This window comes from Leifsonia sp. 22587 (assembly GCF_052044215.1).
GTDB classification, from domain to species: domain Bacteria; phylum Actinomycetota; class Actinomycetes; order Actinomycetales; family Microbacteriaceae; genus Leifsonia; species Leifsonia shinshuensis_C.
The window spans coordinates 255,190-267,876 of sequence record NZ_JBQENB010000004.1; the positions used below are offsets into that span (position 1 = coordinate 255,190).

At 70.0% G+C, this 12,687-nt stretch carries 13 protein-coding genes and 1 tRNA gene; 7 read left to right on the forward strand and 7 right to left on the reverse strand.

The window, feature by feature from the left end; genetic code table 11:
- Positions 1-108: 108 nt before the first annotated feature.
- The 3 genes from ACTJI1_RS17000 to ACTJI1_RS17010 form a co-directional block, all read right to left on the reverse strand.
- Positions 109-843 (reverse strand): ABC transporter ATP-binding protein, encoded by a 735-nt coding sequence (locus ACTJI1_RS17000; RefSeq protein ID WP_310128563.1) that lies wholly within the window; start codon positions 841-843, stop codon positions 109-111.
- A complete protein-coding gene (locus ACTJI1_RS17005) occupies positions 844-1,707 on the reverse strand; it encodes an ABC transporter permease (protein ID WP_310134868.1) in 864 nt (287 codons plus the stop codon). It abuts the gene before it with no gap.
- A gap of 71 nt (positions 1,708-1,778) precedes the next feature.
- Complete coding sequence (locus ACTJI1_RS17010) at positions 1,779-2,471, reverse strand: phosphocholine cytidylyltransferase family protein (protein ID WP_310128564.1); 693 nt, start codon at positions 2,469-2,471, stop codon at positions 1,779-1,781.
- Positions 2,472-2,815: 344 nt separating this feature from the next.
- Here ACTJI1_RS17010 and ACTJI1_RS17015 point away from each other — a divergent pair, with 344 nt between their 5' ends.
- The 3 genes from ACTJI1_RS17015 (at position 2,816) to ACTJI1_RS17025 (ending at position 5,701) form a co-directional block, all read left to right on the forward strand.
- Entirely contained in the window at positions 2,816-3,799 is a 984-nt protein-coding gene (locus ACTJI1_RS17015) for an ABC transporter ATP-binding protein (protein WP_440743802.1), read from the forward strand.
- On the forward strand, positions 3,775-5,352 hold the full coding sequence (locus tag ACTJI1_RS17020; protein WP_440743560.1) for a hypothetical protein: 1,578 nt from the start codon (positions 3,775-3,777) through the stop codon (positions 5,350-5,352). The genes ACTJI1_RS17015 and ACTJI1_RS17020 overlap by 25 nt, the downstream gene beginning before the upstream one ends.
- A gap of 70 nt (positions 5,353-5,422) precedes the next feature.
- The gene (locus tag ACTJI1_RS17025) at positions 5,423-5,701 is read left to right on the forward strand and encodes a DUF3039 domain-containing protein (protein ID WP_310128568.1); all 279 of its coding nucleotides are present in this window, start codon (positions 5,423-5,425) and stop codon (positions 5,699-5,701) included.
- A gap of 26 nt (positions 5,702-5,727) precedes the next feature.
- Here the strand turns inward: ACTJI1_RS17025 and ACTJI1_RS17030 are convergent, their stop codons facing one another.
- Positions 5,728-7,047, reverse strand: coding sequence for a nicotinate phosphoribosyltransferase (locus tag ACTJI1_RS17030; protein ID WP_440743561.1), 1,320 nt, complete (start codon positions 7,045-7,047; stop codon positions 5,728-5,730).
- A gap of 67 nt (positions 7,048-7,114) precedes the next feature.
- Between ACTJI1_RS17030 and murI the strand changes: the two genes are divergently transcribed.
- The 4 genes from murI to ACTJI1_RS17050 all read left to right on the forward strand — a co-directional run bounded on the left by murI (position 7,115) and on the right by ACTJI1_RS17050 (position 10,300).
- A complete protein-coding gene (gene murI / locus ACTJI1_RS17035; protein WP_440743562.1) occupies positions 7,115-7,933 on the forward strand; it encodes a glutamate racemase in 819 nt (272 codons plus the stop codon).
- Positions 7,934-7,964: 31 nt separating this feature from the next.
- The gene (rph, locus tag ACTJI1_RS17040; RefSeq protein WP_440743563.1) at positions 7,965-8,714 is read left to right on the forward strand and encodes a ribonuclease PH; all 750 of its coding nucleotides are present in this window, start codon (positions 7,965-7,967) and stop codon (positions 8,712-8,714) included.
- A complete protein-coding gene (rdgB, locus tag ACTJI1_RS17045; RefSeq protein WP_440743564.1) occupies positions 8,711-9,325 on the forward strand; it encodes an RdgB/HAM1 family non-canonical purine NTP pyrophosphatase in 615 nt (204 codons plus the stop codon). The genes rph and rdgB overlap by 4 nt, the downstream gene beginning before the upstream one ends.
- A gap of 72 nt (positions 9,326-9,397) precedes the next feature.
- Positions 9,398-10,300: a cation diffusion facilitator family transporter gene (locus tag ACTJI1_RS17050; RefSeq protein ID WP_440743565.1), complete on the forward strand. Its 903-nt coding sequence runs from the start codon at positions 9,398-9,400 to the stop codon at positions 10,298-10,300.
- 335 nt (positions 10,301-10,635) lie between these two features.
- Here the strand turns inward: ACTJI1_RS17050 and ACTJI1_RS17055 are convergent, their stop codons facing one another.
- The 3 genes from ACTJI1_RS17055 to ACTJI1_RS17065 form a co-directional block, all read right to left on the reverse strand.
- The gene (locus ACTJI1_RS17055; RefSeq protein WP_440743566.1) at positions 10,636-11,397 is read right to left on the reverse strand and encodes a DedA family protein; all 762 of its coding nucleotides are present in this window, start codon (positions 11,395-11,397) and stop codon (positions 10,636-10,638) included.
- 123 nt (positions 11,398-11,520) lie between these two features.
- Positions 11,521-11,600 (reverse strand) — tRNA-Leu (locus ACTJI1_RS17060).
- A gap of 15 nt (positions 11,601-11,615) precedes the next feature.
- On the reverse strand, positions 11,616-12,653 hold the full coding sequence (locus ACTJI1_RS17065) for an LLM class flavin-dependent oxidoreductase (RefSeq protein WP_440743567.1): 1,038 nt from the start codon (positions 12,651-12,653) through the stop codon (positions 11,616-11,618).
- Positions 12,654-12,687 lie beyond the last annotated feature (34 nt).

Here is a 12,687-nt window from a genome sequence, read left to right on the forward strand (position 1 = left end):
ACGCTCGAGGCCCGGAATCGGGCACGAAAGCCCCTTCTGGGGAGAACTCGCCGAACTATTTTCTGTGGACGATTTCTCGTCGCGGCACCGGCCGCAGAACGGGTGGGGTCAGGTGCCGTAGTCGGCGTTGTACAGAGCGAGGACCTCGTCGATCGGACCGTCGAGAACGAGGGCGCCCTTGTCGAGGTACAGCCCGCGCTCGCAGAACCGTCGCAGGTCCTTCTCGTTGTGCGAGACGAAGAACAGGGTCCGGCCTCCGGCCAGCAGCTCCTCGATGCGGCGGTAGCACTTCTCGCGGAACCCGCGGTCGCCGACCGCGAGCACCTCGTCCACCAGCAGCACGGGCTCCTCGAGCTGCGCGATGACGGAGAAGGCGATGCGCACCTTCATCCCGCTCGAGAGGTGCTTGTAGGGGGTGTCGACGAAGTCCTCGATCTCGGCGAAGCCGATGATCTCGTCGAAGCGCTCGTCGATCTGGGACCGCGACATCCCGTGCAGTCCCGCCGTCAGATACACGTTGTCGCGCACGGTGAGGTCGTCGACGAAACCGCCCGTGATCTCGATCAGCGGCGCGACGCCGTCCGTCACGCGCACCGTGCCCTCGTCGGGGAGCATGACGCCGGCGACGAGCTTCAGCAGCGTCGACTTGCCCTGGCCGTTGCGGCCGACGACGCCGATGGCCTCACCGGGCTGGACATGGAAGCTGACGTTGCGGAGCGCCCAGAAGTCGTCGGGACGCGCGCGCCGCTGCTTCGACGAGAAGAGGTCCTTGAACGTGCGCCGGGCGCCCCGGTTGCGGCGGAACCGGACGCCGAGGCGGTCGACCGCGATGACGGGTGCCACTCAGATCTCCTTCAGGATGTCGCGCTCGAAGCGCTTGAACACGCCCCAGCCGATCGCCAGCAGCACGAGCGACATCGCCGCGCTGACCCCGACGAGGAACCAGTCCAGCTCCTCGGGGAAGAATGCGGCGCGATACAGGCTGAAGATGCCGGTCAGCGGGTTGAACGCCGACCAGAAGTGCAGCGAGAAGAGCACGTCGGTCTGCGCTCCGGGATGCGTGGCGAGGTACGCGGCGCAGTGCTTGGCCGCCACGCCCGCGCCGCAGCCTCCGGGCAGGTCGCGCGCGCTGTAGATGATCGGGGACGCGTAGAAGAGGAAGCGCAGCGCGAGCTTCACCGCGCGCTCCAGGTCGCGGTAGAAGACCACCAGGGGCGCGACGATGAGGCCGACGCCGACGGTCAGCACCGTCTGGATGAGGATGGCCAGCGGGAACAGCAGCGCCTCGACGTTCAGCCGCGCTCCGGTGAAGATCGCGAAGACGGCGAGCACCGGCAGCGACAGCAGGAACTCGATCCCCTTGGAGGCGGCGATCCGGTTCACCCAGATCGTGCGTGGGATCATCGTCGAGCGGATGAGCTTCGCCTCGCGGATGAAGGCGCGCGTGCTGTCCGAGACCGCCCCGTTGAACCACATCCACGGCAGCAGGGCCGCCAGCAGGAAGACGATGTACGGGTTCTCACCGACCGTGCGGTGGAAGATCACCGTGAAGACGAACCAGTAGATCAGGCTCATCACCAGCGGGTCGAGGATCGACCACAGATATCCCAGCGCGCTGGTGGAGTAGCGGACGCTGAGGTCCCGCTTGGTCAGCAGCCAGAGGGAGTGCCGGTAGCGCGTGAAGCGCGAGCGCTGCGCAGGGCGCACTTCAGTCGGGGTACTGGTCACGAGAACCCATCGTATTGATCGAAGCTGCGTGAGGGCTCACGCAGCGTCGACTACACGAAAAGATTCGCGCGCTCCAGGTCCTCCTGGAAGTCGACCTCGACGGCGTACAGGTCGGAGATGTCGACCGGCTCGGCCAGCAGGTGGTCCTGCTCGATCGCGAGCTCGATGCCGCGCTCGAAGTAGTCCTGGTCGCCGACGCGCTGCAGCTGACGCAGCAGCGTGGCCTTGTCGGCCGACGAGATGTAGTTGATGCCGACCGCCTCGCCGAGACCGTTCTTGACGGTCTTGGACAGCTCCTGGATGTAGCCCTCGGGACCGGTCGTGTACTTGACCTCCTCGTCGGCGACGGAGGAGGTGTTGACCGTGACGAAGGTCTGGTCGCGGGCCACCATGGCCGCGCCGCGCACGAGGACGGCCGGGTCGAAGACCACGTCGCCGTTCATCCAGAGCACGCCGCCGGGGCCGGACGCCTGGAGGGCGCGCATGAGGCTCTTGGAGGTGTTGGTCTGGTCGTACTGCTCGTTGTAGACGAACTGGGCGTCGGGGAACGCCTCGATGATGTGCTCCAGCTTGTAGCCGACGACGATCGTCACCTGCACGTCTTTGCCGAAGGCGGCGTGGATGTTGTCGAACTGCTGCTGCATGATCGTGCGGCCGTCGCTCAGCTCGGTCAGCGGCTTGGGGAGGCTCCGTCCGAGCCGGCTTCCCATGCCGGCCGCCAGAATCACTACCTGGGTCGTCACAATCATCTCCTTGGGTCTGCGGGCCCGGGAATGGTTCACCCAGGATTAATCCGCGTGTGGGGCGATCGACACGCGTCGTACCGATTTCCCCCGAATGCTGCCCCAGACTACCGGGGGCCCCTGTCGGGGGGCAGGGGTTGACGGATGTCGTTGTTGTGTCGTTATGTTCCTCACAGGACATTCGGAGGCGCCGCCGCGCGCCGCGGATGACGCCGGGGGGTTCGCGCCGATCCAGGTCTTGGTACGTTAGCGGGGTGAGTTCCGAGCACGCCCGTCCCCAGATCACCGAGCCCGCCGAGGATCGGGAGCAGGGAGCGGAGCCGGACCCGCAGAGGGGGGAGACCATGGCGGAGGCTGCCGAGCCGACGGCCGCGCAGATCGAGGCGGAGGCGGCGCCGCCGCCGCGCCCTGCGCAGAAGCGCGCGCCCGCGAAGACGGCTGCGGCCGCCGCGGGCACCAGTACTCGCGCGCCGCGCAAGCGGACGACGACGGCCAAGCCGCGGCAGACCACGCGGGCCGCTTCCGAGCCCCGGGCGACCGAAGCGCCGGCTCCCGCGGTCGACACCCGCCCGACCGTGCTGTCGCTGGGCGGCCTGCACAAGCGCTACGGCGACACGGTCGCGGTCGACGGAGTGAGCCTGGAGATCAAGGAAGGCTCCTTCTACGGGATCGTCGGTCCCAACGGCGCCGGAAAGACCACGACGCTCTCGATCGTCACGGGCCTGCTCCGACCGGACGCGGGCCGCGTGATCGTGCACGGCGTCGACGTGTGGGCCGAGCCGGTGCGCGCCAAGCACATCATCGGCGTGCTCCCGGACAAGCTGCGGCTCTTCGACCGCCTCACCGGCGCGCAGTTCCTGCGGTACGCGGGGACGCTGCGCGGCCTGAGCGCGAAGACGGTTCGCGCGCGCACCGCCGACCTCGCCGCCGCCTTCGGCATCGAGGACGCCCTCGACCGCCTCGTGGCCGACTACTCCGCCGGCATGACGAAGAAGATCGCGCTCGCCGCGGCCATGATCCACTCGCCGCGCCTCCTGGTGCTCGACGAGCCGTTCGAGTCGGTCGACCCGGTCTCCGCCGCGAACATCATCGACATCCTGCAGCGCTACACCGCCGCGGGCGGCACGGTCGTCGTGTCGAGCCACGGCATGGACATGATCCAGCGCGTCTGCGACAGCGTCGCGATCATCGTGCGCGGACAGGTTCTCGCCTCCGGCACGATCGACGAGGTGCGCGGCGAGCAGACGCTCGAGGAGCGGTTCGTGGAGCTGGCCGGCGGCCGCAAGGCAGCGGAAGGCATGGAGTGGTTGCACAGTTTCTCGGACTGAAGCTCCGGATCATGGGCAACGCCTTCCGGCGCTCGCCCTGGCAGGTGTTCGGCCTGGTGATCGGGCTGCTCTACGGAGGCTTCATCACCGTCATCGTGGTGGGCTCGCTCGTCGCTGCCCGGGTGGTGGACGACGCGTCCGCGACGCACAGCGTGATCGTCGTCATCGGGTCGGTCGTCGTCGCCGGCTTCGCGCTGCTCCCTCTGCTCTTCGGTGTCGACGACACGCTCGATCCGCGGGAGTTCTCGCTGTTCGGCATCCCGAACCGGACGCTCGCGACCGGGCTCCTGCTCGCAGGCCTGATCGGCATCCCGTCGCTCGTGCTCATCGTGTGCAGTGCGGCGACCGTCGTGACCTGGTCGCAGAATCCCGGGACCGTCCTGGTCGCCCTCGTCTCCGCGGTCGTGGTCGTGCTGACCTGCGTGCTGGCCTCCCGGGTGACGACCGCCATCGCTCACTCGCTCCTGAACACCCGCCGGTCGCGTGAAGCGGGCGGGGTCATCGGCATCCTGCTGCTCGTGCTCATCGCCCCCGTTCTGCTGCTCCTGGTGACCGTCGACTGGGGCCGTGACGGCCTCGGCGCCCTCGGCGGCTTCGCCCGCTGGCTGGCGTGGACGCCGCTCGGCGCCGCCTGGTCGGCGCCCGGCGCCGCGGCGCAGGGGGCCTGGGGCACCGCGATGCTGCAGCTGCTCATCGCGCTGGCGACCCTCGCCCTGCTCTGGCTGGCGTGGACGGCCCTGGTCGCCCGCGTCGTCGCCTCGCCGGAACGAGAGGCCCGGTCGAAGGCGTACCACGGCCTCGGCTGGTTCGACCGCCTGCCGGGCGGGCCGACCGCCGCGATCGCCGCGCGCTCGATGACCTACTGGGGCCGGGATGCGCGCTACTGGGTGTCGATCGTGCTCATCCCGGTGATCCCCGTCCTGGTGATCGTCGCCCTCGCCGTCGCCGGCCTGCCGTCGCACTTCGTGGCGCTGGTACCGCTGCCGCTGGTCTGCCTGTTCCTCGGGTGGAGCATCCACAACGATCTCGCGTTCGACAGCACCGCGATCTGGCTGCACCTCGTCTCCGGCACGCGGGGCATCTCGGACCGCGCGGGCCGCATGTTCCCGCCCGTGGTCGTCGGCATCCCGGTGCTCATCGTCGGGTCGATCGCCACCACGATCGTCTTCGGCGACTGGGCCGTGCTGCCCGCCGTCGCAGCTCTCAGCGGCGCGATCCTGGTGATCGGCCTCGGGCTCTCCAGCATCTCGTCGGCGCTGTTCCCCTATCCCGCGACGAAGCCGGGGGACAGCGCGTTCACGCAGCCGCAGACCTCCGGCGCCTCCGCCGCGGTGGTTCAGTCGCTGAGCTTCTTCGCCATCCTGATCCTGGCCTCGCCGGTGCTGGTGTTCCTCGTGCTGGGGCTGACGGTGAACCCGTTCTGGCTCGGCATCGCCCCTGTGGTCGCGGTGCTGATCGGGTTCGGGACGCTGTTCTTCGGGCTGTGGCTCGGAGGCCGCGTGTTCGACCGCCGCGGGCCGGAGCTCATGGCGTTCGCCAACCGCAACGACTGAGGCGGGTCCGCGGGGTTTCGGGGTCCCGTCACCCCGGAGCGTTCGGACCTCGGGCGTCTACACTGGAGACATGAACGAAGCCAGCATCTCCGATCCCTTCGGCGAGCCCGGCGGCGGCGGTGCGACCACGCTCGATCGCGAGCTCGAGGAGCTCCTGCAGAACCAGGAGCCGGGCGATCACGAGCGCTTCTCGCACTACGTGAAGAAGGAGCAGATCCTGGAGTCCGCCATGACCGGCAAGCCGGTCAAGGCGCTCTGCGGCAAGATGTGGACGCCGAACCGCGACCCCGAGAAGTTCCCGGTCTGCCCGACCTGCCGCGAGATCTACGAGGGCCTGCAGGGCGACTGATCGCCGATCGCGGGCGTCCCCGCTCGTCACTCGAAGATCGTCGGGAGCACCGGGTCGCCGCGGCCCAGACGGAACGCCTCGTCCGGGAGCTCGCTCATGGCCAGTTCGCGGTGCTCGCGGGCCCGGCGCGTCCCCTCGACCCCGAGGTGCTCCTGGTGCACCTCGCCGCGGGTGATCAGTGGCACGAGCAGGTCGCGACCGGTGTCGTCCGGGATGTCGCCCTTCTCGACGATGTGCACGACCTCCGCCACGGCGGTGCCGGCGGCGTCGTGGCGGCGCACCGGGTGCTTCCTGCCCCCGACGCTCGCCTTGCCGTCCGACTTCTTCGCCACCGGGATCCACTCGCCCGAGCTGCCGTGACTGCGGTGCGCCACCAGCTTGTAGACCATGCCGGACGCCGGATTGCCCGAGCCGGTCACGACCGACGTCCCCACACCGTAGGAGTCGACGGGGGAGGCCGCGAGGGCCGCGATCGTGTACTCGTCGAGGTCGTTGGTGACGGTGATGCGCGTCTTCGTCGCTCCCAGGGAGTCGAGCTGCTCGCGCACCTGCTTCACCAGCTTCGGCAGGTCGCCCGAGTCGAGCCGCACGGCGCCGAGCTCGGGGCCGGCCACGCGCACGGCGGTCTCGATGGCCTTGGCGACGTCGAAGGTGTCGACCAGCAGCGTCGTGCCCGGGCCCAGCGCATCCACCTGCGCCCGGAACGCGGCCTCCTCGGAGTCGTGGAGCAGCGTGAAAGCGTGCGCGGCCGTGCCCATGGTGGGCACGCCCCAGGTGCGGCCGGCCTCGAGGTTGGAGGTGGCGGAGAACCCGGCGATGAAGGCGGCGCGCGCGGCAGCCACCGCGGAGCGCTCGTTCGCGCGGCGTGAGCCCATCTCCGCCAGCGGACGCCCGCCCGCGGCCGCGACCATGCGCGCGGCCGCCGAGGCGACGGCGGAGTCGTAGTTGAACACGCTCAGCAGCAGGGTCTCGAGGATGACGCCCTCGGCGAAGGGCGCATCCACGATGAAGAACGGCGAACCCGGGAAGAACAGCTCGCCCTCGCGGTACCCGCGGATGGTGCCCGAGAAGCGGTAGTCGGCCAGCCAGTCGATGGTCTCGTCCCGCACGATCCGGTTGTCCCGCAGGAACTGCAGCTCGGCATCCCCGAAGCGGAACTGGTCGACCAGCTCCAGCAGCCGCCCGGTTCCTGCGAGCACGCCGTAGCGGCGCCCGGCCGGCAGGCGGCGGGTGAACGCCTCGAACACGCACTCGCGATCGTGCGTGCCGGCGAGGAGGGCGGCGTCGAGCATCGTCAGCTCGTAGCGGTCGGTGAGGAAGGCGGAGGACGTCGGTCTCTCGGTCACGCCGCCCAGCCTACTCACGACCGCCGCAGCGGAGGCGGCGAGCGGACGGCGGGTAGGCTGGACTGCTGTGACGGATGCGCCGATTGGGATCTTCGACTCGGGTGTGGGCGGGTTGACCGTCGCCCGCGCCATCCGCGATCAGCTCCCCAACGAGTCGCTGCTCTACGTCGGCGACACGGCGCACTCGCCCTACGGGCCGAAGTCGATCGCGGATGTGCGCCGCTACTCGCTCGAGGTCATGGACTTCCTGGTCGAGCAGGGCGTCAAGCTCCTGGTGATCGCCTGCAACACCGCCTCGTCGGCCATGCTCCGGGATGCGCGCGAGCGCTACGACGTGCCCGTCATCGAGGTCATCCAGCCCGCCGTCCGCCGCGCCGTCGCCGCGACCCGCACCGGCCGCGTCGGCGTGATCGGCACGGTGGGGACCATCGCCTCCCGGGCCTACGAGGACGCCTTCGCGGCAGCACCGACGCTGGAGCTCTTCACGCAGGCGTGCCCCCGGTTCGTCGAGTTCGTGGAGGCCGGTATCACCTCCGGCGAGGAGGTGCTGCGCGTCACCGCCGAGTACCTGCGCCCGCTGCGCGAGGCGGACGTCGACACGCTGGTGCTCGGCTGCACCCACTACCCGTTCCTGAAGGGCGCCATCTCCTACGTGATGGGCGAGGGCGTCTCGCTGGTCTCCAGCGACACGGAGACCGCGAAGGACGTCTACCGCACGCTCGTGGGCCAGGGACTCGAGCGGCGCTCGCCGCTGCCGCCCACGATCCGGTACGAGGCCACCGGCTCCGACGCCGACACCTTCCTGCGCCTGGCGCACCGCTTCATCGGCCCCGAGGTCTCGCGGGTCGACCTGGTGCAGACCGGCGTCATCGACCTGCCCCTGTAAAGCAACCATCCCCCGATCCGAGGAGATCCCCGTGACCGACATCACCCGCGCCGACGGGCGCACACCCGACCAGCTCCGGCCGGTCACCATCGAGCGGGGCTGGAGCCGTCAGGCCGAGGGCTCCGCGCTGATCTCGTTCGGCAACACGCGGGTGCTGTGCACGGCATCCTTCACGAACGGCGTCCCGCGCTGGATGGCCGGAAAGGGCCGCGGCTGGGTCACCGCCGAGTACGCCATGCTTCCCCGGTCGACCAACGAGCGGATGGACCGCGAGTCCGTGAAGGGACGCGTCGGCGGCCGCACGCACGAGATCAGCCGGCTGGTCGGCCGGAGCCTCCGCGCCGTCGTCGACATGAAGGCGCTGGGCGAGAACACGATCGTGCTCGACTGCGACGTGCTGCAGGCCGACGGCGGGACGCGCACCGCCGCGATCACCGGCGCCTACGTGGCGCTCGCCGAGGCGCTGGAGTGGGGTCGCGAGCACCGCTTCATCGGTCAGAAGGCGACGCCGCTCATCGACTCCGTCTCGGCCGTCTCGGTCGGCATCATCGACGGCACGCCGATGCTCGACCTCGCCTACGTGGAGGACGTGCGCGCCGAGACCGACATGAACGTCGTCGTCACCGGCCGCGGGCTGTTCGTGGAGGTGCAGGGCACCGCCGAGGGCGCGCCCTTCGACCGTCGCGAGCTCAACGACCTGCTCGACCTCGCTCTCGCCGGGACCACCGAGCTCGCGGGCATCCAGTCGGCCACGCTGACGCCGGCCGTCGCGGAGGCGTGACCGCCGTGCGCGTGGTCCTCGCCACCCACAACGCTCACAAGGCCCGCGAGTTCCAGGGGATCCTCGGCAGAGAGCTGCCGGGGCTCGAGATCGTCGCCTACGACGGTCCTGTCCCGGTCGAGGACGGCACGAGCTTCGAGGAGAACGCGCTGATCAAGGCGCGCGCGGCGGCCGAGCACACCGGCCTGCCGGCGCTCGCCGACGACTCCGGCATCTGCGTGGATGTCATGGGCGGCGCGCCCGGCATCTTCTCCGCCATCTGGTCCGGCACGCACGGCGACGCCGCCGCCAACCTGCGGCTGCTGCTCGACCAGCTGGCCGACATCCCGGACACGGCCCGAGCCGCGCACTTCACGGCGACACTCGCCCTGGTGGTGCCCGGCGAGGAGCCGACCATCGTCCAGGGCATCTGGCCGGGACGCATCGCGCGGGAGCCCCGTGGCGACGGCGGCCACGGCTACGACCCGATCTTCGTGCCGGACGGCCACGACGTGACGGCGGCGGAGCTCGCTCCCGAGCAGAAGAACGCGGAGAGCCACCGGGCGCGGGCGTTCGCGGCCATCGTGCCCGCGCTTCGGGAGCTCACGGCGGCCGAGCACGCCGGCAGCTGAGAACGCCACTCATTCCCATCTAGTCGCCGCCTCTGGCGGACACCGCGAGTTCTATCTACCGTAGAAGTCGAGATGAGTCACGACCACGGCCACACCGCCAACCGAAACCGCCTCCTGATCGCCATCGGGATCGTGGCGGCGGTGCTCGTCGTCGAGGTCTTCGGAGCCTGGCTCAGCGGTTCGCTCGCTCTGCTCGCCGACGCCGGGCACATGCTCAGCGACCTGGCCGGACTGATCATCGCGCTGATGGCGACCATCGTCGCGGCGCGTCCGGCGACCGACCGCCAGACGTTCGGATACCGCCGCGCCGAGGTGTTCGGCGCGCTCATCAACGGGCTCATCCTCGTCGTGGTGGCGGTCGCGGTGACGGTCGGCGCCATCGGCCGGCTGGTCGGCGGCGAGACGGAGGTGCACAGCATCCCGATGCTGATCGTCGCCGTCATCGGCCTCGTCGCGAACCTCGGCGCGCTGCTTCTGCTCCGCCCGGCGGCCGGCCGGTCGATCAACATGCGCGGCGCCTACCTCGAGGTGCTGGGCGACCTGATCGGGTCCGCGCTCGTCATCGTGGCGGCCGTCGTCATCCTGACCACCGGTTTCGCCCCGGCCGACGCGATCGCCTCGCTGCTCATCGCCGTGCTGATCGTCCCGCGCGCGTTCTCGCTGCTGCGGGATGTGGTGCGCGTGCTCAGCGAGGCCGCCCCGGCCGACACCGACGTCGCGGAGATCCGGGACCACATCCTGGGCACGCCGGGCGTGGTCGCCGTCCACGACGTGCACGTCTGGGCGATCACCTCCGGGGCGCCGGTGTTCAGCGCGCACGTGGTGTGCGAGCAGTCGGTGTTCCGCTCCGGCCGCACCGGCGCGCTGCTCGACGAGCTGTCCGGCTGCCTCGCGAAGCACTTCGACGTCGAGCACTCCACGTTCCAGCTCGAGCCGGCCGAGCACGCCGCCCACGAGGACGAGTTCCACCGCTGACCCGCGTCGGCCTCCCGTCCGTCAGTTCGCCGAGGTGCACCTTGTTGCGCCCGACACGCCGTGCGCCTGCGCAACAACGTGCACCTCAGCGAATCGGACGGCGCCGTCCTGCGGTCGGAGATCTGTGCGCGTACGTCGGAGATCCGACGGCTTCGCCGCGGAATCTCCGTCTCCAGAGCGTTGCGTCGGAGATTTGGGAACCGTTCTCCGACGCAAGCCACGGGTCAATTCGCCGAGGTGCACCTTGTTGTGGGAGACACGCCGTGCCGCGGCGCAACAAGGTGCACCTCAGCGAGACGGGACGGGCAGCCCCGCGACGGGAGGGACGCGGACGCTTACGCCTCGGGGCGGGTGGGCGCCGGCTGCGCGGCGCGCGGCGCCGGGGACGCGTCGCCGGCGGTCGGCTGCGCGCCCGGCTGTGCCGCAGCGGCCTGCGCCTCCGCGGCCTTGCGCTTGGCCTTGCGGGACGACTGGAAGTAGTGGATCAGCGTGGGCACCAGGGTGATCAGCACGGCGCCGATCAGGATGACGTCGATGTAGCTGGAGACGAAGTCCGCGACCGGCGGGATGTAGCCGATCAGGTAGCCGAAGTACGTCACGCCGGCGCCCCAGAGCAGCGCGCCGAGGGCGTTGTAGAGCGAGTACTTGCGGTAGCTCATGTGACCCACGCCGGCCGCGACGGGCGCGAAGGTGCGGACGATGGGCACGAACCGGGCGACGATGATCGCGAGCGCGCCGAAGCGTTCGAAGAACGCGTTGGTCCGGCGGACGTTCTCCATCGAGAACAGCCCGGACTCCTTGCGTTCGAACACCTTCGGGCCGGCCTTGTGGCCGATCAGATAGCCGACCTCGCCGCCGATGAAGGCCGCGAACGCGATCGCCAGGGCCACCCACCAGATGTCGAGCCCGAAGACGTGCGAGGTGTGCGTGAGCAGGCCGGAGATGATCAGCAGTGTGTCGCCGGGGAACAGGAAGCCGATCAGCAGGCCGGTCTCGGCGAACACGATGCCGCACACGACCAGGAGCGCCCACGGCCCGGCGGAGTCGATGATCGTGTGGGGGTCGAGCCACGGGATGAGGCCGGCGTGATGGATCACTGTTCTCCAGGAGGGATCGGTGGGAAAGCTGTGGCCGAGTTTAGCGGCGGCTGGTGGCCGGAAGCTGCACGAAGCGTGCGAATTCGGCGCCGCGGGGAAAGATCATCCCGTGGTCGTACGAGGTGCGGGAGAAGGGACTCGAACCCTCACGCCGAAGCACAGGAACCTAAATCCTGCGTGTCTGCCAGTTTCACCACTCCCGCGGTCGCTGTGCGCGGCTACGACATTAGCTCATGGACGCGCGGCGCGACCTCCGTGCCGTACAGCTCGATCGAGCGCATCAGGTCAGAATGCGGCAGCGTCCCGTTGCTCATCTTGATGTCGACGCGCGAGGCGCCGAGGCCGCGGGCGGCGTACACGATCTTCTGCGCGACGGTCTCCGGCGAGCCGACGACGAGCGCGCCGTCCGGCCCCGCCTCGTGCTCGAACCGGGCACGGGAGGCGGGCGGCCAGCCGCGCTCGCGGCCGATCCGGTTCGTCATCACCTCGTAGTGCGGCCACAGCGTGTCCTTCGCCTCCTCGTCGGTCTCGGCGACGAAACCGGGGGAGTGGATGCCGATGGGCAGCGTCGTGTCCTGGCCGAACTGCTCCAGCGCGTTGCGGTAGAGCTCGGCGAGCGGCTGGAAGCGCATGGGGCCGCCGCCGATGATCGCCAGCATCAGCGGGAGCCCGTAGTGCGCGGCGCGCACGACCGACTCCGGGCTGCCGCCGACGCCGATCCACGTCTTCAGCGGCGCGTTCTCGACGTGCGGGTAGACCGACTGCTCGGTGAGCGGCGCGCGCAGCTGCCCGGTCCAGGTGACCGGCTCCTGCGTGCGCAGAGCGGCGAACAGTCCCAGCTTCTCCTCGAACAGCTCCTCGTACTGGGTGAGGTCGAGGCCGAAGAGGGGGAAGGACTCGATGAACGACCCCCGCCCGAGGATGACCTCGGCGCGGCCTCCCGAGACGCCGTCGAGAGTGGCGAAGCGCTGGTAGACGCGCACCGGGTCGTCCGAGCTCAGCACGGTGACGGCCGAGCCGAGGTGGATGCGCTCGGTGCGGCCGGCGATGGCGGCCAGCACGACCTCGGGCGCGGAGACGGCGAAGTCGGCGCGGTGGTGCTCGCCGACGCCGAAGAAGTCGAGGCCGACGCGGTCGGCCAGCACGCCCTCCTCGACGACGTTGCGCAGCACCTGTGCCTGCGGCAGCGGGGTGCCGTCGGCGTCCAGCGTCACGTCCCCGAAGGTGTCGATCCCGAGTTCCAGTCGTGCGGCCATGTCATCCTCGTCTCATGCGTATGCATGGAAGCTA

Bases quoted from the DNA above. Each gene is read 5' to 3' on its own strand.
- ACTJI1_RS17015 (WP_440743802.1), top strand. From the start codon at position 2,816: ATGGCGGAGGCTGCCGAGCCGACGGCCGCGCAGATCGAGGCGGAGGCG.
- ACTJI1_RS17025 (WP_310128568.1), top strand. From the start codon at position 5,423: ATGAACGAAGCCAGCATCTCCGATCCCTTCGGCGAGCCCGGCGGCGGC.
- ACTJI1_RS17050 (WP_440743565.1), top strand. From the start codon at position 9,398: ATGAGTCACGACCACGGCCACACCGCCAACCGAAACCGCCTCCTGATC.
- ACTJI1_RS17065 (WP_440743567.1), bottom strand. From the start codon at position 12,653: ATGGCCGCACGACTGGAACTCGGGATCGACACCTTCGGGGACGTGACG.